We start from the raw sequence: 22831 nt of genomic DNA, 5'->3' as shown, positions 1-22831 counted from the left end.
GTCACCAGTCCCGGAACTGCGCTGGAGGGTCGTACAGGCCGCCGGACCATGCGACGAGATCTTCGATGCTGCGCGCCGCCAGCAGCGACCGGTCGGCGAGTCGGGTCTCGACCTTCAGGTCCTCGGGGAAGGCGACCAGTCCGTCGCGCCGCAACTCCTCGACTCGCCGGGCGTCGGCGTTGCGTCCGATCGGCGTGACACCTGCGACCGCCGCCAGGGCCTCCCGCCGGTCGGCCAGGGAGTGTGCCTTGTACAGGTAGGCCACGCCCTCTTCGGTGACGACGTGCGAGACGTCGTCGCCGTAGATCATCACCGGCGGCAGCGGCATGTCGGCCCGCTTGCCCACGTCGACCGCGTCGAGCGTCTCCACGAAGGTGGGAACACCACCGGCCCTGTAGGTTTGGGCCATCTGCACGACGAGTTTGCGGCCCCGTCGGCTGGCACCGTCGCCGTGCGCGAGGTCCAGCCAGGCGGCCGAGGAGTGCCTCCGCCCGTGTGGGTCGTGGCCCATGTTCGGCGCGCCACCGAAGCCGGACAGCCGGCCGTCGGTCACGGTGGACGAGTTGGCGTCGGCGTCGATCTGCAGAGACGAGCCGATGAACATGTCGATGGCGTACTGACCGGCCATCTGCGCGAGCACCCGGTTGGAGCGCAGTGATCCGTCGGCGCCGGTGAAGAACACGTCCGGGCGGGCGGCGGCGTATCGGTTCATCCCGGATTCGCCGCCGAAGCTGTGGATCGATTCGACCCAGCCGGATTCAATGGCCGGAATCAGCGTGGGATGCGGGTTCAGCACCCAGTGCCTGGCGATTCGCCCCTTGAGTCCGAGCGACTCGCCGTAGGTCGGGAGCAGCAGTTCGATTGCGGCGGTGTCGAATCCGACACCGTGGTTCAGTGAGACCACGTTGTGCCGTTCGTAGACGCCGCGAATCGCGATCATGGCCTTGAGGATCTCGACGGCACCGATGTGGCGGGGATCGCGGGTGAACAGCGGCTCGAGGAAGAACGGCCGGTCGGCGGCGACGACGTAGTCCACCCAACTGCCGGGGATGTCGACGCGCGGGAGATCGGCTGCGCTGTCGACGATCTCGTCGGCCTGGACGATCACCACGCCGTCGTGGAATGCCGCGGCCTCGGCGATCGTCGGCGTGTCCTCGGTGTTGGCGCCGGTGTACAGGTTGCCGTCCCGGTCGGCGGCCGAGGCGCAGAGCAGCACGACGTCGGGGACGAGATCGACGAACATCCGGGCGTACAACTCGACGTAGGTGTGGATCGCCCCGATGTGCACCGTGCCGTCCTCGACCATCTGCGCGATCCGCACGCTCTGCGGCCCGGCATAGGCCAGATCGAGCTTGGTGGCGATACCGCGTTCGAAGAGGTCCAGATGTTCGGCACGAGAAACCGACGAGATGAGCATGTGCAGGTTGTTGAGCCGCTGTGGGTCGCAGTCGGCCAGCGTGCGGGACAGGAAGTCGGCCTGCTTCTGGTTGTCACCCTCCAGCGCGACGCGGTCGCCGGGCCGGATCACGTCGTGCAGCAGATCCTTGAGCCGGTCGGGTCGGATCACCTTGCCGTCGCAGTAGCTCGCACCGGCGGTAAGCCGTTCGCCCTTCGCCCGGCGGCGGGAATCCCACCGTTTCGGCGCTTCCGTCGTCATCATCGGATTACCGCTCAGCTCGTCAGTGCACGGACGCGATGGCTTGATCGATGACGGCGGTCACCGCGTCGGGATGCGAGATCAGCGTGAGGTGTGACCCGCCGTCGAACATCGTCACGTGGGAGTGGGCCCGTTTCGCCATGGCTTCTTCCGACGTCGGGGTGATGATTTGGTCGCCGCTGCTGATGAAGTACCACGATGGGATTGTCTTCCATGTCGCGTACTTCGACGGCGTTTCGAAGGCAGCCGTCGACGCGGTCCGTTGCGTCGCCCACAGCCGGGTCGCCTCGTCGGTTGGCAGGTCGTTCCCGAAGTTCTGCAGGAAGATGTCCTTCTTCAGATACAGGTCGACTGCGCCGGCCGGGGCACCGGGATACGGGACCTTGTCGAACAGCTCGGCTTCGGGCTTGTGCTTGAGCACCGAATCGGCCCCGCTCAACGAGCCGTTCGTCTCACCGACGTCGGGAGCGGCCGCGTCCACGTAGACCAGTGCCTTGACGTTCGGGTTGCCCTCGGCCGCGTTGGTGATCACCGAGCCGCCGTAGGAATGGCCGACCAGCACGACGGGACCGTTCACCGTCTTCAAGAAGTCCGAGACGTATTCGGAGTCGGTCGTGAGGTTCTCCAACGGGTTGGAGATGGCGCGGACGTCGTAGCCCTGCTTCTCCAGTGCGGCGACCTCACCGTCCCAGCTGGACGCGTCGGCCCACGCGCCGTGCACCAGGACGACGGTGGGCTTCACGCCGTTGGCCGGTGTGGCGGCCGGTGCGCTGGATGATTCGTGGCTCGCCTCTTGTTTCGACGGTGAGCAGGCGACGAGCGATGCGAACCCGAGCGTGGTGGCGCAGGCCAGCGCGACGATGCGGGTTCCGCGGGGCGTGAATCGAGCCATCGGGGTTGTCCCATCTGTTCGGTGAATGATGCATTCACCCTGGTCGATGGCGTGTGCGCGGTCATCGACGCTGGCAGGCAAGTCCACTACCGGCTACCGGTAAGGGCGCAGCCGCCCTACTTGGCCTTTTGCGACGTGACGTAGGCGGTGATCACGTCGACCAGCATCCGGCGGTCGTTCGCACTGTCCAGGGGGTGCGGCGAGATGAGCTCGGCGACGGCGAGACCGCGCAATGTGGCCCAGATGAGGTTGCCGATCTCAGCTGCATGCGTGGCGTCCAGTCCCTCGCCGAGGTGACGACCCAACCTGGTGAGCCCCTTCCCGAGCTCGACGAGATGGGTGTCGGCCACCGCATCGCGTAGCGCGCGCGTCGAGACGAGGATCTCGAACGCGGCCATCGACGTCGGGCTGGAGAACGCCGCCCATGCCGAATCCACGACGGCCTGGATACGTGCGCGTGGCGGGAGTGCCGCGGTCGTCGCGGGTAGTTCTTCGAGTGCCGCGATCAGTTCAGCGAAGCCCTTGTCCACCACGGCCATCAGCAGGCCGGCGAGATCGCCGAAGTGATACTGGACCACTCCCCACGTGACACCCGCACGCTCGGTGATGTGTCGCACGCTGGGCGCGGCGAACCCCTCCTCCAGGACGCAGGTGACGGTCTCGTCAATGACGACGGCCCGAGTCTGCTCGGCGCGTTCCTGACTGCCGCCGGGCGGCCGGCGCGGAAGATTCTTGGCTGCCATGTCAGGTCACCACATCACTCCCCGGAGGTGATCGGTCGGCCGGAGATCGTGAGCCGCCAACACGCCAGCGGGGGCTCGGCACGTCGCTTCGATGGCGTTAATGGCGCGGGCCGCGGTCGCCACCACGCCTGCCTCGTTGTGGTCGACGCCTGCGCCGCCGACGTGGGTGTTGATCTCGATGCCAGGGCTTCCATGGACGATGACGCGGTGCACGCCGGGGTGACCGTCGGGTGGGTACGCCCAGTCCGGCGCAGCGGCCGTGGTGAGCCGGTTGACGTGCTCCATGGTGATGATGGCGGCGCCGTCGCGAATGCCTTCGACCCCGAAGCGCACGGCGGCTACCCGCCCCGGTTCGACGCGCATCATCGTGCAGTCGATCGGCGTTGACGTGACCCATGTTTCGTGTCGCTCGCGGACGTCGTCGAGTTCGATCCCGAGGTCGTCGGCGAGGCTCTTGACTTGGTTTCCCCACATCGACGCCAGTACGCCCGGCTGGAACAGGATCGGCGTGTGTTCGGGTGGTGCGCCGAACCCGAAGCTGGCGCCGGTGAATTCGGCGTCGTCGTAGGAGCCGTAGTTGAAGATCTCCTGAACGGTCACGGCGGTGGCGCGAGCCGCCAGGCTCAGGGCGGTGTAGACCAGGGTGTCGCCGGAGAAGCCGGGGTCGATGCCGTTGACGTAGAGCGTGCTGTCGCCGGCGGCGCATGCGGCCTCGAGCGGCTTGCGCAACCAGTCGTCGGCCTGCTCGGGCGCCACCATCCAGACGAAGGACGTGCCAACGACATTCGTGCCCGCGGACAAGAAGCGGGTCATCTCGTCGATGGCTTCGTGAGGCCGGGTCTCGGCTTGCGAGGTGTACACGACGCAGTCTGCGCCCAGGCCGACCAGCGCGTCGATGTCGTTGGTGGCGATCACGCCGGTCGGCTGGGCCAGGCCGCAGAGGTCGGCGGCGTCGTGGCCGATCTTGTCGGGACTGGCGGCGTGCACGCCGACGAGTTCGAGGTCAGGCCGTTCGATGATGGTCCGCAGCGCGCGCACGCCGACGTTTCCGGTCGAAAACTGAATGACGCGACGGGTCATGGGATGTTCTGCCTCTCAGGGCTTTACAGGAGATCGGTGATGGTCTTGAGGCCGGCGTCATAGAGCACGCCTGGCATCATGCCGCCGTCGATCTCGATGGTGGTGCCGTTGATGTAGTCGGCCGCGCCGGACGCCAGGAAGACGCAGGTGCGTCCCACCTCGGCGGGTTCACCACCGCGTTTCAAGGGCACGTCGACGAAGTACCCGGCACCGGTCGGGTCGTCCTTCGGCAGCACGAACGACCGGAAGTTCTCGGTGATGGTGGGACCCAGCGCCACGCAGTTGACGCGGGCCGTGGGTCCCCACTCCTCAGCCAGCGAGCGGGTGAGGTGGTTGAGGCCCGACTTCGCCGCACCGTAGGACACCAAGGTGGGGGAGCCGGCCGGATGGCCAGCGCCGCTGGAGACGTTGATGATGCACCCCGTGCCGTCCTGCTCCCGCATCTGCCGATAGACGCGGATGGCGAACCACAATGGGCTGATGAGGTTCATCTGGATCGCGAAGGCGTGGAACAGCACGCTGCGCTCGTAGTCGTCGTCCGCCCGGGGCGAGCCCTGAATGCGTTGTACCAGTTCGGGAATGGCCTCGACGTGCGGTGCGGGTACGGTGCCGCCTGCGTTGTTGACCAGGATGTCGATCCGGCCGTAGGCGTCGACGACCTGCTGGACGAACGCGTCGATCGCGCGGTGGTCACCCTGGTCGCACACCATTTGCGCCGACCGGGCCGCCCACTCGGGGTCGTCTTCGGTACCCGGCAGCGCGTCGAGTTTCGATCGGGAACAGCCGATCACCGTGGCACCGGCGCGCAGCAGTTCGTGAGCGATGCCGACGCCGACGCCGCGACTGGTGCCGGTGACGATCGCGATCTTGCCGTCGAGTTCACCCATGGTCGTCCTCTCGCCGTGATCGGCGAATCATTACACGTGTAATGATTTCTTTGGTGGCGTTTCGCGCAACCCCCCTCTTCTTCCCTCGAGACTGCTGGGAGATCGCAAATTCGCGCCGGATCGCGATCTCCCAGCAGTCTCGGCGGAAGAGAAGGGGGGCGGAACCCGACGCGTCAGGTGAGCAGACGTTCGACGAGCCGCCGCAGGTCGGTGCGTAGCCGTCTACGCGACACCTTCTCGGAGGTGACGAGATGGTCCACCAGGTCGATGCGGGTGGCCGCAAGCAATACGTGGGCCGTCCACGACGCGTCACCGGGCTTGACGACGGCGGTCAACAGCCGTGCCAGCAGTTGATGGGTCTCGACGTAATGCGGTGCGTCATACAACGTCGACGTCTCGCCGGATCGGCTCTGCTCAAGCGCGAGAGCCAGTCGGCGGTTGTTGAGCTTGAAGGTGACGATTGCATCGAGAATTGCCGGGATCCGCTCGGCGGGCGCGGCGTCCGGACCCAACGGCGCCGATCCCGATTCGAGTTCGGTGCGCAGGTCGGCGAGTCGCGCGTCGTAGACGGCGTGCAACAGCGTCGTCCGATCGCCGAAGCGTCGAAACAGAGTTCCCTTGCCGACGCCTGCGGCGCGTGCCACGTCGTCCATCGAGACCGTGCCCGGGTCGGCGCCGTCGTCGAACAACCGGCCGGCCGCTTCCAACACGGCCTGGCGGTTGCGCGCGGCATCCGCACGTTCGGCCACACCAACCTCCTTGCGTATGCGGACTGACGGTCCGTATAGTCGTCGTCACGACGAATCGGACCGTCAGTCCGGATGGTAATCGATGAGGAGGTTCCCATGGCCGAAACCCGAACCCGCACCACGCCTGGCGAAGTCTTCACGCAGGCGATGGCGGCCGTCAGCGCAGGTGATCTGCAGGGATGGATGGCACTGTGCCGTGACGACATCGTCATCGAGTTTCCGTTCGCGCCGCCGGGCCGGCCCCGCCGACTCGAGGGCAAGGCCGCCGTCGAGCAGTACATGCGGACGGTTCCGGCCCAGATCGAGTTCGAGGAGGTGGCGAATCTGGAGGTTCATCAGACGGTCGACCCGCAGACGGCCGTCATCGAGATGACGGCCAAGGGCCGCGTGAAGGCGACCGGCGCGCCGTACGAGATGTCCTATGTCGTGGTGCTGAAGACCATCGACGGGCAGATGGCGCTCTACCGCGACTACTGGAATCCCCTCGTGGTGCTCGACCTTCTCGAATCGCCCTGAGCGCCGGCGCTACCCCTTTCCCTCGAAACTGCTGGGAGATCGCAATTTTGCGCCGGATCGCGATCTCCTAGCAGTCTCGGTGAGAAGGAATGGGGGAGGCGCTAGATCATGTCCTTGGCCGTCAGCCAGCGCATCACCGGCCAGCCGACGAACACGGGCAGCCAGCACGTCAGCACGCGGTACAGCAGCACCGACGGCACGGCGATCGCGGCAGGCAGCCCGAAGGCCGCGAGCCCACCGATCAACGCCGCTTCCACCGCGCCGACGCCGCCGGGAGTGGGCGCCGCCGACGCGAGCGTTCCGCCGATCATCGTGACGACGGTGACGGTGACGAAAGACGTATCGCCGCCGAACGCCTCGATGCTGGCCCACAATGCCAGCGCCGCACCGAGAGTCGTCGCACCGCAACCAAGCACGATGAGTCCCAGCCGTTTTGGTTCGCGGGCCAATTCGACGAGATCGGTGACCACCTCGTTCAGGCGTGGACGTACGGCGGTGGCCAGCCATTTGCGGGCCTTCGGCACGAACATGAACGTGCCGACCACCCCGAGTGCCGCACCCGCCAACAGATACAGGACGGTCGTCGACGGCACGAAGTGCGACAGGTTGGCCGACGCACCCGCCACCGTACTGAAGAAGACGAGCAACGCGACGTGCGTGATCACCTGCACCGTCTGTTGCAACGCCACCGCCGCGGTGGCGCGCAGTGCACCGAGGCCGGACTTCTGCAGAAACCGCGTGCTCAACGCGAGGCCGCCGACACCCGCCGGGGTGGTGGTGGCGGCGAAGGTGTTCGCCACCTGCATGATGGCGAGGTTCCGGAAGTTCACGGACTCCGACGCGCACGCCCAGAGCGCCGCAGCCGCACCGACATACGTCAGCGCCGACACCAGCAGGCCGAGCAGGGCCCACCACCAGTTCGCGGTCCGCAGTTCGGCGAAGAACGCCGGCACGGTGCTGATGAACGGATAGGCGACGTAGACCAGCGCGACCAGCAGCACGAGCTGGATGACCTGGTAGCGAGTGAACCGGGTGATCGTTTCGGCCTTGATCTGATCGGCACCGGTCTGGCGCTTCACCTCGTCGCGCAGCTCCGACATCACGGTCTTGGCGTCAGTGACCGACTCCCGGACCCGTTGGGGCACCGCAGATTTGGTGAGTCTCCGGGACGCGACGAGTACGGCGTCCTTGCCGAACGCGTCGATGGCCGCGGCCACGGCCGACTGCGCACCGTACAGCGCGCTCGTCGTCACCAGCAGCTGGGCGACGTCGCCCTGCAGTTGGACGTCGGTAGCGCCGTACTCGGCGTTGTCGAAGCCGCCGAACAGCACCTTGCCGTCGTCGACGGTGATCTCCCTGGCGCGCAGATCACCGTGCGAGATCACCCGATCGTGCAGGACGCGAAGCGACTGCCACACCTCGGAGACCGGGGCTGCCGACGCAATCTCGGCGCCGCGGGCGGGAGTATGCGCGTACAACATCCAGCCGCGGTCGAGCGCGGCAACGCCGACCGTGGCGGTGTTGGCCACGCCGATGTCGCCGACGGCGATCGTCATCAGTGCCCGATGCTCGACGGCGCGGCGCATGGACGTCTGGAGCGGCGCGCTCTCGTCGTTGCGCAGTGACAATTTCCGCCAGAGTTGCCGCAGTGCCCCACCGCTGCGTTGGTTCGGGCCGTACATCTCGACGACGAGGGGCGGCGAGGCGTCGTCGGTGTCCGCCGAGAGGATCAGCGGACCGGGTCCGGAGGGCCGCACCACCGTCATCCCCGACACGACGACTGCCCGCCGGTCGAGTGCCCGAACGGCGCCTGCGAGCGGCACTTCCAGCGCAGGCGTGCCGACCACGAGCACGACCAGGCCGCCGACGAACCAGCCCACCGCGAGTCCGAGCAGCGAGCGGGCGGGAACCACCGCACTGACGAAGAGGTGTATCGGCACGAACGCGAGCAGCAGCGTCCACCACCAACGTCGCCAGCGTGCCGGCAGCCAGGGTCCCGATACCGTGAGGACTGCCGCCAGCATCGCGATCCACCGGGGATCGTCGAGGAACTGCGACAGTACGGTGTTGAGCCGTTCGGACAGGTCGAAGTGCCAGCGGGGCGCGGCGAATCCGTTGCTCCTGATCGACAGCGCCAGCACGGCGATGAGCCCGGCGGCCGTGTACGCGCCGAGCAACTTCCATTGCCTGCTGACGATCAGGCCGATCAGGATGGTGAACGGCAGCGCGAGGATCACGATGCCGTACACCAGGTACACCACGTTCGACTGCGTGGGCGTGAGGATTCCGACGATGTCGGAGATCGACCTCTCCAGCGCCACCCAGTCGTTGCGGGTGATCAACGAACTCGTGATCACGGCCGCGAGGAGCACGGTCGCGAAGACGAGCCGCAGGATGTCGTTGGTCCGGCGGGTCAGTGGTTGCAGCAAGCTGCCCGAAACGGCGATTTCACGCCCGTCGACTCGCATGTGCCAAGGATCTCCGGATCGGCGCCGCGTCTGCGTGACGGCTCGCGGACAACCTATCCGCACATGCCGGCCGACGGTGCCAAGTCCGGGGTTTGGCGGAACGCGCCGCCCCGGCGGAGCGTCACCCCGCCAGGGCTGGGCGCAGGAAGTTGCCGGACACCTGCACCGCCGGGGCCGACGTGTCGCCGCCGACCACGAGCGTGGCGAAGGCGATGTCTCCGGCGATGCCGGCGAACCAGCCGTGCGAATGGGTGTTGTCGCCGAATTCGGCCGTCCCGGTCTTGCCGCCGAGACCGTCGATGTCACGCAACTCGGTCGCGGTACCCTCCGTCACCGTCTGGCGCATCATCGCGCGCAAGCTGTCGACGATCGCGGGCGGAATCTGAGCGGACGGCGTGTCGGCCGTCGTCTTCTCGTCGACCACCAAGGTCGGCGTAATCGTCGACCCGTGCCCCAGGCTGGCCTCGGCTACTGCGAGCCCGAACGGGCTGACGGTCACCGTGCCCTGGCCGATGCCGTTCTCGACCCGTTGCGCCGGGGTGTCGGCGTCGGGCACGCGTCCGGTCACCGTGGTGATGCCGGGAATGACGTAGTCGACGCCGATGCCGAACAGCCGTGCCATCTTGGGCAGCGCGTCGGCGGGCAGGCGGTCGGCAAGGACCGCCATCGTGGTGTTGCAGGAATGCGAGAACGCGGACGTCAATGGCACTGTGCCCAGGTCGAATTCGTCGTCGTTGGGGATGGTGCGGTTCTCGACGGTGACCCGGCCCGGGCACGCCTCGGGGGTGTCCGGCGTCGCCAGTCCGGCCTGCAGCGCCGCGGCGGTGGTGATGGTCTTGAACGTCGACCCCGGCGGGTAGACGCCGGTGAACGCGATCGGCCCCTGCGCGTTGGCCGCCCCGTTCTGCGCTGCGGCCAGGATGCCTCCGGTGGTCGGGGAGATGGCGACCAGCACCGTCGGCCGGGGATCCGATGCGACGGCCTGCTGCGCGAGGAGCTGCAGCCGGGTGTCGAGCGTCGTGCGGATCGGCGGGGTGTCGCGTGGCGGCGTCGAGGTCAACTCGTCGGTCGGCGCGCCCTTGTCGTCGACGAGCTGCACCGACCATCCTGCGGTCGAGTCGATTGCCTTCTGCCACAACGCCTGCAGGCCGTCGATGGCTGGTGAGGACAGGTCGGGATTCGCGGTGAGCAGCTCGCCCTGTTTGGCCACCGCGACGCCGGGGATCTGCGCGAGTTGATCGGCCACCTGGTCCAAGTCGGACTCGCGCAGCTTGATCACCGTGACGGTGGCGTCCTGCGTGGCGTTGAACTGGTCGGTGATGCTGGTTGCGGTGGTGGTCTCGTCGAACCGCTGCAGCACCGAGGCCAGCGGAGCGGCGGAGTCGAGGTGGTCCCTGGCGAGCGTGACGACGCCGACGGTCTGCCAGGACAGCAGCGGCTGGCCGTCCCGGTCGACGACGGGGGTGAGGAAGTTCTTGTCGTCGCTGAACTGAAAGCTCAAGCCGGGACGCAGCTTCGGGTGCAGCACGGTGGGGGACCACTTGATGCGCCAGTCGTCTCCGGTCTTTTCGGCGGTCGCCGTGGCGTCGTAGTCGAAGGTGCGCTCGGCGCCCAGCGACCACGCGTAGCTCAGCTTGGCGGTGGGGTTGTCGTCGTTCGATTCGCCGACCGCGACGGTCACCGCCGCGTCCTTGCCCATGCCGTCGAGCATCGAGGTGATCGCCGCGGTCGCTGCGGCGGGGTCGTCGGTGCTGGCACCGGCGGCATTGGCGTCGCGGCGGTGCAGTGCGTCGGCGAAGGCGTGGAAGGCGTCCTCGGGTCCGCTGCTGGAGAACAGCGAACAGCTGGTCGAGCCGAGAACGAGCGCACAGGTCATAACGAGCATCACGAAACGTCGAGTCATGGCTTCTCGAGATAACCATGTTTGGTGTCCCCGATGCCAACAGTGCCCGCCCGCGTGTTCAATTCCCAGCCAGCGACCATCGGATGCCGCCGACGTGGCGGCATCACCACGGCCTAGCGCACCTGTGGGAGCAGCCGCACGCGACCGTCAACCGAATTGCGTGATGCCGCCGTCCACGACCAGTGACTGCGCGGTGATGTACGCGGATTCGGCACTCAGCACGAATACCGTCGCATAGGCGATATCCCACGCGGTGGCTTGACGACCCAGCGGCCATCGGATCTTCGTTCGTCCCGTGACGGTTGCATCACCCACGCGGCCAAGCGGTGTGTCGACGGGGCCGGGTATCACGTAGTTCGACCGGATCCGTCGCGGCGCACCTTCGAGCGCGACGTGCCGAGTGAGCCCGAACAATGCGGCCTTCGAGGAGTCGTACGCGGGGAAGCGAGTCCCGGCCTTCAGTCCGGCTGCCGACCCGATGAACACGAAGGCGCCATCTTCTTCGAGCAATGGCATCGCGGCTCTTGCGACGAGGAAGTGCGACCGTACGTTCACGGCGAAGATGTCGTCCCACAACTCAGGTGTCGTGCCCTCGAGTCCCTTGCCTTCGCCGAACCCCACGTTGGCCACGACGCCGTCAAGGCCGCCAAGTCCATTGTGCGCTTCGCGAACCAGACGTTCGCAGGCCGCGGCATCGCGGACGTCGGCGACGATGGGTACTGCGAGGGCTCCCTCCCGCGTGCACAGATCGGCGGTGAATCTGGCCGCCTCTTCGTTCACGTCGACGCACGCCACACTCGCGCCTTCGCGAGCGCACAGGACGGCGATGGCGCGGCCGTTGCCGACCGTCACCTCCGGATCCGGGGAGGGGCGGCTTCCTGCGCCGACGACGACGACCTTGCGGCCAGGCAGCCGATCGCGGCCAACGGCGGTGCCGGCAGATTCCGGGGCTAGGGTCATGGCCTGAACGTAACACCGGTGCTGTACGTATGTACAGTCGACTGATGACCGAAGAAGACGAGCCGCGGGGCATCCCACGGCTGCAGCCGATTCCGGCCGAGCAGTGGGACGACGTGGCCGTCGCGGCGATCCGCGAAGCCTTCCCCGCGGCTGCGGTCGATGCCTTCCGGACGAAGGGGCTAGCACCGAACGTCCTCGCAACGATGCTTCACCATCCCGCGCTCGCGGGGTCGTTCAATCGATTCGGCAACGTTCTGCTGCGCCAGCCCGCCATCGGCCATCGCGAGCGGGAACTCATGCTGCTGCGCGTGGCCTGGCGTACGAGATCGCAGTACGAATGGGTGCACCACGTCCGTCTGGCAAAGAGCTACGGAGTAGATGCCGGCGACGTTGCAGCGGTTGTTCGTGGCGACTCGGACGCGTGGTCGCCGCTGGAGCGCGACCTCGTGTCGGCGACCGATCAGTTGCTCGAAAACTACCGCATCGACGATGACACCTGGGCCCGCTTGCGCAGCCAACTCAACGAAGCTCAACTCGTCGAGCTGCCCTTCATCGTCGGCGCGTACACATGTCTGGCGATGGCGTTCAACAGCTGGGATCTCCAGGTCGAAGCCGGGGTGGATACGAGTGACGTTCCGCCGCTGCCCGATCGGCCAGTCCGGTCGGCAGAGTGACTGTCATCCCCTACTATGCGACCGTACAGTGGCCGTCATCGCGCTGAAGGTCGACGAGGGGTTGCCCGACATGGCGCTGCCCTCGGGCAGCGCCGGTGATCACCGCGACTTGCGTTGCCGCAGTGTCTATATCAGGAAACGATCGCCGGCATGGTGTCCCAGCCGCGCACCGTCGAGGTGCGCGACCGTGTTGCGCCCGCCATGTCGATGTCCCACTCGGGCCACCGCTTGAGCACCTCTTCGAGCGCCACCCGGCCCTCCAGACGCGCCAACGGGGAGCCGACGCAGAAGTGGGCGCCGCGGCCAAACGTCAAGTGCCCACCGGGCTTCCGATGGATGTCGAACCTGTCCGGATGTTCGAAGTGACGCTCGTCGCGGTTGGCGGACGCCAGCATGATCAACAAGGGACTGCCGGCCGGGAGGACCTGATCTTGAAAGGTGACGTCGTCGGTGGCGACGTAACGGGCGACGTGCGGCCCTGGCGGCTCGTAGCGGAGAAGCTCCTCGATGGCCATCGGAATCGACTTGGGGTCCTCCGCCAACTCCTTGCGCTGGTCCGGATGCTCGGCCAAGACCTTGCCCATCCAGCCAAAGAGTCGTCCGGTCGTCTCGACTCCGGCACCCGCGACGACGGCTAGGAACACGATGAGTTCCTGCTTCGTCAGTTTGCGGGTGGTTCCGGTCTCGTCCTCGAACTCCACGTTGAGCAGTTCGGTGATGAGGTCGTCGGAGGGGTTCTTCTCGCGCCATTCGACGTACTCGCCGAACATCTCGCCGGTGAAGTAGCGGTCCTTCTTGATCTCCATCGGCTTACCCTGCTCATTGCGCAGCACCTGGTTGGCGTGCTCACGGACCGCCGGTTGTTCTGCGTCGGGGATCCCGGCAAGCATGCCGATCGTGCGCATGGGCAGTTCGGCGCCGAGGTCCTCGACGAAGTCGAAGCGATCTCCGCCGACGAGCGGATCGAGGCATGCCACGCAAAACGCGCGGATCTTGTCCTCGATGGCCCGCATCTTCTTTGGCGTGAAGGCTCGCGACACGATGGCCCGGTGGATCGTGTGCAGCGGCGGGTCCTCGTTGATGAAGATCCCCGGGGGCATCACCGGGTCGGCCATCACGACTTCCAGGATGTCGCCCTTGGCGGAGCTGAGTCGCGCCGTGTCCTTCAGCGCTGCGTCAACGTCGGAGTACCGGCTCACGCCCCAGAAGTCATGCTTCTCGTTGTAGTAGACCGGGCGCTCGTCGCGCAGTCGGCGGTAGGTCGGGTAGGGATCGAGGTCGATGTCGAAGTCCCATGGGTCGTAATAAAGATCGCTCAACGTCGACTCCTCGGCAGCTGTAACTCACCCGTATGACACGTGTGCTGTACGACCGTATAGGAGTCGGTGAGCCTCGGCAACCGCGCCAGCTCCGCGAAACGTAGCCGTTGCTATACGCTCGTACAACCTTCGCGGAGAGCCACGGACGGCCCCCCCCGAACGAACCAAGGGAGCGCAATGACCAGTCGGTTCTCACTGCAGGGCCGTGTCGCCGTCATTACCGGCGGCGGCACGGGCATCGGGCGCGGCGCGGCTCTCGTCCTGGCCGAGTACGGTGCCGACATCGTGCTTGCCGGCCGCAGGCCCGACCCGCTGAAGTCCACCGCCAATGAGGTGATGACGCTCGGGCGTCGGGCGGTGGCGGTGTCGACCGACGTCACCAGCGCACAGGCATGCCAGCAGTTGATCGACACCACACTCGAGGAATTCGGTCGGGTGGACATTCTGGTGAACAACGCGGGCGGGGCGCAGACCAAGCCAATAAAGGGGTGGACCGAGGACGAGTTCGACCAGGTGTTGGCTCTCAACCTGGGCAGTGTCTGGCATTTGTCAAGGGCCGCATCGGTCCCCATGCTCGAACAGGGCAAGGGTGCGATCGTCAACATCTCATCGGGCGCCAGTCTGTTGGCGATGCCCTTGGCCGCGCCCTATGGGGCGGCGAAAGCGGCGGTGAACAACATGACCGGCTCCATGGCGGCCGCGTGGACGCGTAAGGGAGTTCGCGTGAACGCCATTGCGTGTGGGGCCGTCCGTGCAGCGACACTGATGGATGAAGCCGAAAAGCTCGGCCTCGACGAACGCGCGCTCGCCATGTCCAACGGGGTGGGCCGGCTCGGTGAACCCGACGAGATCGGTTACGGCGTCCTGTTCTTCGCATCGGATGCCTCGAGTTTTTGTTCGGGACAGACGTTGTACATGCATGGCGCCCCCGGGCCGGCAGGAGTCTGACGCGCGGGCGTCATGCCACGACGACACGCCTGTTGCGACACTGTACGAATGTACAGCAACCGCGTAGTGTGGTCCGCGGCACAACGGGGAGCCCGATGCGAACATTGCGAACTCGCCTGTGAGCCCACCCAGCGGCGCGTGCCCAGCGGACCATCCGGCCGAGTTCGACGTATCGGGCGTGATCGGCGGAACGAAGTGGGCGGGGTCGCCGGTGGCGGCAACGATCTGTGCCAACGCCAACGACTTCTTGTTGAAACCAGGCTCCTTCTTCGTCATTGGCAAATCGCCTGAGGATGCGGAGATTACCGACTTGAACGACGGGCCGTAACGGTTCCTCGCTGGTTGGGTGACGCCACCTCTTTTCCGGTCCCGCAGTGCAGCACACCTTGTGTCCGGCCCCAACTTGCGCTATACATTCGTACAGCAGTGGTGCTGGTGGTCACCAGGAAAGAGTGGTGTGATGTGAGCCGGACTGCAGTCGTGACCGGTGGGGGATCTGGGCTGGGTCAGTCGATCAGCGCAAAGCTCGCCAGCGATGGGCACCGCGTGGCCGTCTTCGACGTCAACGGCGAGGCCGCAGACAAAGTCGTTGCCGAAATCCAGGCGGTGGGAGGCAATGCCATCGCGGTAGGCGTCGACGTATCAGATGAGAACGCCGTCGAAACTGGATTTGCCTCTGTCCGTGAGGCTCTGGGCCCGATCGAAATCCTGGTGACGAGCGCAGCGATTGCCGGTTTCACCCGATTCGACAAGATCACTCTGGACGAGTGGAACCGCTACCTGGCGGTGAATCTCACCGGCACCTTCCTCTGTGCTCGAGCTGCGCTACCGGACATGGTGGCCGCTGAGTGGGGTCGTATCGTGACAATCTCCTCTGCGGCCGGTCAACAAGGTGCACCCCGGCAGGGCCACTACTCGGCCACCAAGGGCGGAGTCATCGCCATGACCAAGACGCTTGCGCTCGACTACGCCCGCAAGGGCATCACGGCCAACACCGTGCCGCCGTTCGTCATCGATTCGCCGATGCTTCGCCAACAACAGCACGACGGCAAGTTGCCTGCCACAGAGCACCTCACCCAGGTGATTCCAGCGGGACGCCTCGGGGCAGCCGAGGACGTAGCCGCCGTGTGCTCCTTCCTGTGTTCGGACGGCGCGGGCTACGTCAATGGTCAGGTGATCGGGGTCAACGGCGGCGCTGTCGTCTGAGCGCTGCCAACCCGAAATATCTGTACGACAACTGAGTTCAGGAGGAAACGTGCGCGTTCACGTCGATCCCTCGCGTTGGCACGCTGATAGGAAGAGGAAGTCATGTCCGAGGACAACGTGGTCGCGGTCGTCACCGGTGCAAGTCGCGGTGCGGGTGCAGGGATTGCCGAGGCGCTGGGAAGTCACGGGTGCACGGTCTACGTCACCGGCCGCACCCGTGATTCCGCTACATCGCGATCTGCGGGCACCATCGACGAGACCGCAGCACGGGTGACCGCGGCGGGCGGCACGGGGATACCCGTTGCCGTTGACCACGGTGACGACGCTCAGGTGGAGGCGCTGTTTGAGCGCATCGGCGAGGAAACGGGCCGCGTGGACGTCTTGGTGAACAACGCTGCGGTCATCCGCGACGAGATGATGGGCCGGACGAAGTTCTGGGAGGAACCCGTCAACGTCATCGACACTCTCGACGTTGGCTTGCGCAGTAGTTATGTCGCCACGGTGTACGCCGCCCCCTTGATGCTGCCGCAGCGCAAGGGCTTGGTGGCCTTCTCGTCGTCTTCGGGTGCGGTCCACTACGCGTTCGGGCCCGCTTACGGGGTCCCGAAGGCGGGGACCGACAAGATGGCCGCCGACATGGCTTTCGACTTCCGGGAGTTCGGCATCGCGACGGTGTCGATCTGGATGGGGTCGCTACTCACCGATCGCGTCCGCAAGATCATCGCCACCAACCCCGAAAAGTTCGGTCACATACTGCAATCCGCCGAAACTCCCGGGCTGACGGGCCATGTGATTTGGGCGCTCTACAACGACGCCGAGCTCATGGACGTCAGCGGTCAGACGCTGATCGGCTCTGAGTTGGCGGTGAAGTACGGCATCACCGACGAGGACGGTCGTCAACCGCCTTCGTACCGCGACCTCTTCGACGTCCATCCCCACCAGCAGTGCGCCCACGTAATGCGCTGAGCGGGTTGGATTCACGGGTCACGACTGTCGGCCGCAGCCAGGGCTCAAGCCTTGCGGGCCGGTGTGCGGCGGCGCGCAGCGGGTTTTCGCTTGCGTGTTGCGGGACGTGGCTCCACTGCATCGATGTACCGTTCAAATGCTTCGGTGACCTCGGCATGCGCCGACTTCACGCCGATGCCTTCCTCGAGGTTCAGCAGTTTCGGTAGACCTGACACGAGCAATTGCAGAGCGGGTAGGGAGAGGTCGCCGATCGGTCGTGCTCCCTTGCCGAACTTGGCGACCAGCGCGCTCAGCTGCAACTCCCGCACGCTTTCGGTGACAGTCGCGATTTCGTTGCGAATGGATTTGCGGTGATTGCTGAGCGCCATGAACTCGGACATGAGTGCGCCAGAGGCTTCTTCCCACGAGTACTCCCACACCGCACGCAGTGGATCGTCGGCGCGACGCTCGAACGCGTCCGTCAGGTACTTCAGACTGCGTTCGGAGTATCGCCTGATGGCTGCGACGAAGATGTCGTCGAGGGTGGGAAAGTAATACTGCACCAGGCTGGGCGTGACGCCCGCCATCGCAGCGAGCGTTCGGTACGAAACGCTCGCATACCCGTCGCTGAGCATGGTTCGTTCCACGCAGTCGAGCAGCGTGTCCCGAGTCTTGGACGTTTCGGCGCCCACGCGCCGCGACGATGTCGCCATGGTCTCCCGATCTGTTCGTTACTCGTATTCTGGCACCCGAGCGGTTGCTGTACAGTCGTATAGTCTGAGTGCGCGCCGACACGCGTCGGTGCCGACCCACTCGACCGGCAGGATGACTATGACCATCTCCATCGACCACGCCCCTCTCGAAGCGCTCCAGAAGGACGTCCGTTATCTCTTGGATCGCACCGAGATCCTCGACTGTGTCTCGCGCCATGCCCGCGGCTGCGACCGTCACGATGTTGACCTGATTGCGTCGGCCTATCACGGCGACGGTGTCGACGAGCACGGCCACGCCGTCAATTCGGGGCCGGACTATGGGCCTTGGGCGAACGAGACCCACGCCGCGACGTCCCGCGTCCATACGCACAACATCACCACCCACACCTGCGAAATCGACGGTGACACCGCACACGCGGAAAGTTACGTCATCGTCGTGCTCGTCGGACCGGACGTCAAGAGCGCTCAGCTCATCACGGGTCGATACATCGACCGGCTCGAACGTCGCGACGGCAAGTGGCGCATCGCCGTTCGTCGATCGACTGTGGAAGGCATGTTCCTTGCCGACGCCCGGGTCCTACAGTCACCGTTCTTCACCGACAAGGGTTATCTGATCGGGACGCGAGACCGCGATGACCTGTCGTACGAACGTCCGTTGAGCTTGGACACTCCCGCGCCCGCGCGGTGGTAATCATCCGGCGCGGCGGCGTGGCGTCAGGCCCGGGCCCACACCACCTTCAGTTCGTCGCGCTCACCGAAGCGCTCCAGGTGGCGGCCCACCACGTCCTCGAAGGCGGCGATGGTGTTGTCCTGCGATCGGACCTCGAGGAGCAGCGCCGAGGGCGACGAGGTCAGCGACACGTGTGCCGCCCCGTCGCCCATCACCAGCGTGCCGGATTCGGTTGTCTCGTCCCACGTGCCGACCGCCTTGCGGCCCAGGTGCGACACCAACTGCTTGCCGTAACGCGGGGCACGCTCGGTGGCCACCGTCGCGATACTCGTCACCTCTGTTGTGTCGTTCTCACTTTCACTCGTTGACTTTCCGGTTCGACCGCAGGCGAACGCCAGCAGGGCGAGGGTGCTCGCAGAGACCATGACGATCGCGGCAGGAACGGCAGTGTCCTCACCGGCGATGCTCACCAGGGGAGTGACGGCGGCGGCCAGTCCGAACTGTGTCGCACCGAGTACTGCCGACGCCGTGCCCGCCGCGCGGCGTGCCGCGCCGAGCGCCAGTGCGGTGGTGTTGCCGAACACCAAACCCATGCTGCCCACCGTCACCAACAGTGCCAGGGCGAGCCAGCCGGGCGCGACACTCGACGTCGCCAACACCAGCAGCGCCACGGTGGCGGCCAGGCCAAGCACCAGGCCGACTCCGGCCAGCCGACGCACGTCGTGGCGCGCGGTCAGGCGTGCCGAGAGCGCGCTCATGCTCAGCAGCGCAAGGGCATTCACGCCGAACATCGCGCCGTACTCGTCGGCGCTGAGCCCCATCATCGTTTGGTAGATGAACGGTGATGCGGAGATGTAGGCCATCATCGTCGCGAAGGCACAACAGAATGCCGCGGCGTGGCCGAGATACGTGCGACTCGTCAGATCGCGCAGCGGTGATCCCAACGCCGTTCGTGACGAGCGCAGTTCGGCGCGGCGTTGCTCAGTGTGCGTCTCCCGCACGATCGACAGCACCGCGAGAAGCATCAACGTCGAGAGGGCGAGGATGACGGCCAGTGCCCCGCGCCATCCGATGGGTGCGACGAGGAATCCGCCGGCCAACGGTGCGATGACCGGGGCGACCCCGCCGACGATCATCATCAGGCTGAATGCGCGTGCGGCGGCCTTGCCCGCCGCGAGGTCGGAGATGATGGCCCTGCCGATCACCATGCCGGCGGCGCCTGCGACGCCCTGGATGAACCGCGCTCCGATCAGTACTTCGACTGTGGGCGCGAAGACGGTGGCGGCGCTGGCGACGACGCATATCGCGGCGCCGACCAGCAGCGGGCGCACCCGTCCGAAGCGGTCGGACAACGGGCCGAAGACCAGCTGGCCGCCGGCGAGGCCCAACAGGAACGCGGTCAGCGTGAGCTGGATGGCCGTCGCCGAGGTGTCGAGGTCGGCCACCATCGACGGGAACGCGGGTAGGTACAGATCGGTGGCGAACGGAGCCACCGCCGAGAGCAGTGCCAGTGTCACCAGCAGGGTCGCGGTGATGGTCCGCTCGCTTGCAGGCCGGGTGGGCGCGTCCAGGGCCGTCGTCACGCACTACCTCCAGATGGTTATCAAATGATAGTTATTAAACTACAACAGACACAGTAGTGTTGGGAAGCATGAGTGAGGGCGACGACCGTCACACCGACGACCGCATGGCGGACCTGGCCGATCTGATCCTGGCGCTCGCCCGCATGATCAGCACCGAGACGCATCTCGACCAACAAGTCGTCGACCTCACCGCGTCCGAGATCAACGTCATGCGCTACGTCGATCGGCACCCCGGCGCATCACCCACCGCAGTGGCAGCAGCCACCGGCATGCAGCGCAGCAACCTCAGCCGCGCCGTGCGGGCACTGGAGGCGAAGGGATTGATCGAGAGGTCCGCAGGCGGAGACGACGCGCGGCACGCCCGGTTGAACCCGACCCCTCGCGCGGAGGCCAATCTTCAACGGCTGAAGGCCAACTGGTCGCGTCTGCTGGGCAACGCCGGTGCCGACCGGCGCAACCTCGATCCGACGTTGAAGATGCTGCGCGAACTCGAAGCAGGCCTGACGGACGACTCAAGTTGAAGCCGACGTGGAAGCCCTGCCCGGCGCCAACGCCCATCGGATGCCGCCGACCATGGCTAGGCCGGCCAATCGGATCGCCGTCGCCTCGGCGGGCGGCAGGTAGGGAACCCGGAGGGGCAGCCGCGCCCACGATGGCAGCATGGCCACCGACGTGGCGGCCAGTACGGCGTAGGGCGCCCTGGCGAGCAGTGGTAGTGGCGGGGTGATCAGCAGGAAGCGGGCCGCCTCGCGCGCGGCTGGCGTGCTGCGCAGTTCCGGTCGATACGCCGCAATCCGGTCCGCCAGTTCACGTTCGGTGCGGGGTGGATCGACGACGCCCAGCGCTTCGGCGATGCGGGCGGTGTCGGCGACGTAGCCGTCGCGTCCGGCTTGATCCAGCGGTTTGGCGCCGTAGCGCTGATGGGCGAGCAGGAAGCTGTCCGCCTCGGCGATGTGTACCCACTCCAGCAGGTGCGGGTCGTTCGCGTCGTAGTACCGCCCGTCGGGCGCCGTGCCGTGGACGCGGCGATGAATTCCGCGGACCCGGTCCACGGCCCGCTGCGCGTCGTCCGCGGGACCGTACGTCGTCATCGCGAGGAAGGTGCTGGTGCGCTGCAGCCGTCCCCACGGGTCACCGCGGTAGTCGGAATGCTCGGCGACGCCCGCCATGGCCAGCGGATGCAGCGACTGCAGCAGCAGTGCGCGCAAACCTCCCACGAACATCGACGCGTCGCCGTGCACCCGGCGGATCGGCCGGTCGTCGGCGAACCAGCGGGGACCGGGACTGTCGTGGATGTGTGCGCGATTCGCCGGCCCGTCGGGTCCGGCCACCAGACCGAAGAGCTGGCGCCCGGCTACTTCCCGCAGACTCGTCAGACCAGGTAGTGCGACCACGTGTTCGACGGTACGCGGGACGTATCCGCGCGCGGCCGCCGATACCGGCGGACCGCCCTGTCGCGAGATTGAATTCACGCAACAAAGTTGCGACTTGGATTCAAGTGGTGGCTGCAACGAATGTGGACGGATCTGAGAGTAGTCGGTCGAGTTCTTCGGCGGGGGTGCGCCAGTTGTGGCGTTTGCGGGGTCGGGCGTTGAGTTCGGCGGCGACCTGGTCGAGCCAGCCGGGGCCGTAGAAGGATAGGTCGGTGCCTTTGGGGAAGTACTGGCGCAGCAGTCCGTTGGTGTTCTCGTTGCTGCCGCGCTGCCAGGGGCTGTGGGGGTCGCAGAAGTAGATCGGCAGGCCGGTGGCCTTGGTGATCTTGGCGTGTGCTGCCATCTCGCCGCCTTGATCCCAGGTCAGTGAGCGGCGCAGGATTTCGGGGATTTCGGGGATTTTGGCCGACATGGCGTCGGCCGTGGTGGCTGCGGTGCGGTCCTCGGGTAGGTGCAGCAGCATCAGGAATCCGGTGGCCCGCTCGACTAGGGTTCCGATCTGAGATGCCTGGTTCTTGCCGATGATCAGGTCGCCTTCCCAGTGTCCGGGGATCGCGCGGTCATCGGCCTCCTTGGGCCGTTCACTGATGTTGATCATGTCTTTGAGGTGACCTTGGCCAGTTTCCTTGCGTCCCTGCGCCTTTCGTTGAGTGCGGCCGGTGCGTAGCGCGGTCTTGACCAGCCGAGCCAACTCCCCGCGCGGCTGGACGTACATGGTCTGATAGATCGTCTCGTGTGACACCCACATCTCCGGATCCTCGGGGAACTCCTCGCGCAGCCGGCCGGCGATCTGCTGGGGACTATGCCGCTGCTTCAAGCGTGCCACCACCTCGGCCAACAGCGCCGCAGTCGTGTCGAGTTTGCGCGGTTTGGGTCGCGTGAGGTTGGCCTCGGCGGCGTCTTGACTCACCCGTGCCCGGTATCCCGACACGGTCCGCCCACGGCCCATCTCGCGGCGAATCGTGTCCCTGTGGCGCCCCAACAACCCGGCGGCGTGCGCCGGCCGGTGCCCCGTCTCCAGCAGCTGCTCCAACCGGCAGCGCTCGATGAACGACATCGGCCCCCTTGGCGGTGACGGATCGGGCTCGATATCGGCAGGTGCAGGGGTTCTGGGCACATACCCAGCCTTGTTCACCCAATACTGGCCCGTGACCTCCGACACGCCGGCCAGCGCCGCCGCCTGCAACGGCGACGCGCCAGAATGCATTGCCTCCCAGAACGCGTCACGAACCGCTGCCGGATACCGAACACCCCGATGCTTGAAGTTCGCCGCCACCCCGGCCGCGTTCGCCCACTTGTTACCCGTGGAGTGACAGACCCCGGCCACTGTGGCAGCCGCCGACCGCGACAACCCCGACTTCAACGCGTCCAGGAAAACACCATGGGCAGACTCCGGTACCTGTTTGCAGCCCTGCTTGCGAAACGCCATCGAACAACACCTTCGAACTCGTTAGGTGTTGCAGCGACCACTTGAGTCTGAGCGAG

Annotated in this window: 21 protein-coding genes; 7 read left to right on the top strand and 14 right to left on the bottom strand. The window is 66.3% G+C overall.

The genetic code is table 11. From position 1 onward, the window contains the following. Nucleotide 1: 1 nt before the first annotated feature. The 6 genes from mdcA to N536_RS0133890 form a co-directional block, all read right to left on the bottom strand. The gene (mdcA, locus tag N536_RS0133915) at nucleotides 2–1660 is read right to left on the bottom strand and encodes a malonate decarboxylase subunit alpha (RefSeq protein WP_231514716.1); all 1659 of its coding nucleotides are present in this window, start codon (nucleotides 1658–1660) and stop codon (nucleotides 2–4) included. Between the two features lie 19 nt (nucleotides 1661–1679). Then, nucleotides 1680–2549, bottom strand: coding sequence for an alpha/beta fold hydrolase (locus tag N536_RS0133910; protein ID WP_081809501.1), 870 nt, complete (start codon nucleotides 2547–2549; stop codon nucleotides 1680–1682). Nucleotides 2550–2665: 116 nt separating this feature from the next. Further along, complete coding sequence (locus N536_RS0133905) at nucleotides 2666–3292, bottom strand: TetR/AcrR family transcriptional regulator (RefSeq protein WP_029117678.1); 627 nt, start codon at nucleotides 3290–3292, stop codon at nucleotides 2666–2668. 6 nt (nucleotides 3293–3298) lie between these two features. Further along, nucleotides 3299–4372, bottom strand: coding sequence for a dihydrodipicolinate reductase (locus N536_RS0133900; RefSeq protein WP_036438581.1), 1074 nt, complete (start codon nucleotides 4370–4372; stop codon nucleotides 3299–3301). Nucleotides 4373–4395: 23 nt separating this feature from the next. Beyond that, nucleotides 4396–5259, bottom strand: a complete 864-nt coding sequence (locus tag N536_RS0133895) for an SDR family NAD(P)-dependent oxidoreductase (protein ID WP_029117676.1) — start codon at nucleotides 5257–5259, stop codon at nucleotides 4396–4398. Between the two features lie 173 nt (nucleotides 5260–5432). After that, nucleotides 5433–6008: a TetR/AcrR family transcriptional regulator gene (locus tag N536_RS0133890; protein ID WP_036438578.1), complete on the bottom strand. Its 576-nt coding sequence runs from the start codon at nucleotides 6006–6008 to the stop codon at nucleotides 5433–5435. A gap of 96 nt (nucleotides 6009–6104) precedes the next feature. Between N536_RS0133890 and N536_RS0133885 the strand changes: the two genes are divergently transcribed. Beyond that, nucleotides 6105–6524, top strand: coding sequence for a nuclear transport factor 2 family protein (locus N536_RS0133885; RefSeq protein ID WP_029117674.1), 420 nt, complete (start codon nucleotides 6105–6107; stop codon nucleotides 6522–6524). A gap of 101 nt (nucleotides 6525–6625) precedes the next feature. On the opposite strand, the gene N536_RS0133880 is transcribed toward N536_RS0133885, so the two are convergent. The 3 genes from N536_RS0133880 to N536_RS40280 all read right to left on the bottom strand — a co-directional run bounded on the left by N536_RS0133880 (nucleotide 6626) and on the right by N536_RS40280 (nucleotide 11855). Next, on the bottom strand, nucleotides 6626–8992 hold the full coding sequence (locus N536_RS0133880) for a lysylphosphatidylglycerol synthase transmembrane domain-containing protein (protein ID WP_029117673.1): 2367 nt from the start codon (nucleotides 8990–8992) through the stop codon (nucleotides 6626–6628). Nucleotides 8993–9113: 121 nt separating this feature from the next. Further along, nucleotides 9114–10895, bottom strand: a complete 1782-nt coding sequence (locus N536_RS0133875) for a penicillin-binding transpeptidase domain-containing protein (RefSeq protein ID WP_051574967.1) — start codon at nucleotides 10893–10895, stop codon at nucleotides 9114–9116. A gap of 147 nt (nucleotides 10896–11042) precedes the next feature. Then, complete coding sequence (locus tag N536_RS40280; protein ID WP_036438576.1) at nucleotides 11043–11855, bottom strand: SDR family NAD(P)-dependent oxidoreductase; 813 nt, start codon at nucleotides 11853–11855, stop codon at nucleotides 11043–11045. A 44-nt stretch (nucleotides 11856–11899) separates the two neighbouring features. On the opposite strand from N536_RS40280, the gene N536_RS40275 reads away from it, so the two are divergent. Further along, nucleotides 11900–12529, top strand: coding sequence for a carboxymuconolactone decarboxylase family protein (locus N536_RS40275; RefSeq protein WP_051574966.1), 630 nt, complete (start codon nucleotides 11900–11902; stop codon nucleotides 12527–12529). A 131-nt stretch (nucleotides 12530–12660) separates the two neighbouring features. Here the strand turns inward: N536_RS40275 and N536_RS0133860 are convergent, their stop codons facing one another. Further along, a complete protein-coding gene (locus N536_RS0133860; RefSeq protein WP_029117671.1) occupies nucleotides 12661–13848 on the bottom strand; it encodes a cytochrome P450 in 1188 nt (395 codons plus the stop codon). Nucleotides 13849–14025: 177 nt separating this feature from the next. On the opposite strand from N536_RS0133860, the gene N536_RS0133855 reads away from it, so the two are divergent. From N536_RS0133855 to N536_RS0133840, 3 genes are all read left to right on the top strand, one after another. Continuing rightward, nucleotides 14026–14796, top strand: a complete 771-nt coding sequence (locus N536_RS0133855) for an SDR family NAD(P)-dependent oxidoreductase (protein ID WP_029117670.1) — start codon at nucleotides 14026–14028, stop codon at nucleotides 14794–14796. Between the two features lie 462 nt (nucleotides 14797–15258). Continuing rightward, complete coding sequence (locus tag N536_RS0133845) at nucleotides 15259–16002, top strand: SDR family NAD(P)-dependent oxidoreductase (protein ID WP_029117669.1); 744 nt, start codon at nucleotides 15259–15261, stop codon at nucleotides 16000–16002. A gap of 102 nt (nucleotides 16003–16104) precedes the next feature. Next, the gene (locus tag N536_RS0133840; protein ID WP_029117668.1) at nucleotides 16105–16968 is read left to right on the top strand and encodes an SDR family NAD(P)-dependent oxidoreductase; all 864 of its coding nucleotides are present in this window, start codon (nucleotides 16105–16107) and stop codon (nucleotides 16966–16968) included. Between the two features lie 44 nt (nucleotides 16969–17012). Here the strand turns inward: N536_RS0133840 and N536_RS0133835 are convergent, their stop codons facing one another. Continuing rightward, complete coding sequence (locus N536_RS0133835; protein WP_029117667.1) at nucleotides 17013–17660, bottom strand: TetR/AcrR family transcriptional regulator; 648 nt, start codon at nucleotides 17658–17660, stop codon at nucleotides 17013–17015. Nucleotides 17661–17778: 118 nt separating this feature from the next. On the opposite strand from N536_RS0133835, the gene N536_RS0133830 reads away from it, so the two are divergent. Then, a complete protein-coding gene (locus tag N536_RS0133830) occupies nucleotides 17779–18351 on the top strand; it encodes a nuclear transport factor 2 family protein (RefSeq protein WP_029117666.1) in 573 nt (190 codons plus the stop codon). 23 nt (nucleotides 18352–18374) lie between these two features. On the opposite strand, the gene N536_RS40270 is transcribed toward N536_RS0133830, so the two are convergent. Then, entirely contained in the window at nucleotides 18375–19913 is a 1539-nt protein-coding gene (locus N536_RS40270; RefSeq protein WP_064751612.1) for a Bcr/CflA family efflux MFS transporter, read from the bottom strand. A 68-nt stretch (nucleotides 19914–19981) separates the two neighbouring features. On the opposite strand from N536_RS40270, the gene N536_RS0133820 reads away from it, so the two are divergent. Further along, nucleotides 19982–20434 carry a MarR family winged helix-turn-helix transcriptional regulator gene (locus tag N536_RS0133820; RefSeq protein ID WP_051574965.1) on the top strand — a complete coding sequence of 151 codons (453 nt, stop codon included), beginning with the start codon at nucleotides 19982–19984 and terminating at the stop codon, nucleotides 20432–20434. Here the strand turns inward: N536_RS0133820 and N536_RS0133815 are convergent. Together N536_RS0133815 and N536_RS0133810 are read right to left on the bottom strand one after the other, a co-directional pair. Further along, nucleotides 20426–21307, bottom strand: coding sequence for an oxygenase MpaB family protein (locus N536_RS0133815; RefSeq protein WP_036438573.1), 882 nt, complete (start codon nucleotides 21305–21307; stop codon nucleotides 20426–20428). The two genes, N536_RS0133820 and N536_RS0133815, sit on opposite strands and share 9 nt — an antisense overlap. Before the next feature lie 100 nt (nucleotides 21308–21407). Continuing rightward, nucleotides 21408–22775, bottom strand: a complete 1368-nt coding sequence (locus N536_RS0133810) for an IS30 family transposase (protein ID WP_029114794.1) — start codon at nucleotides 22773–22775, stop codon at nucleotides 21408–21410. Nucleotides 22776–22831: the final 56 nt, after the last annotated feature.

This window comes from Mycobacterium sp. URHB0044 (assembly GCF_000620625.1).
GTDB lineage: Bacteria > Actinomycetota > Actinomycetes > Mycobacteriales > Mycobacteriaceae > Mycobacterium.
Note: the sequence above shows the minus strand (reverse complement) of the source record. Positions and strands in the feature narration are given on the sequence as shown.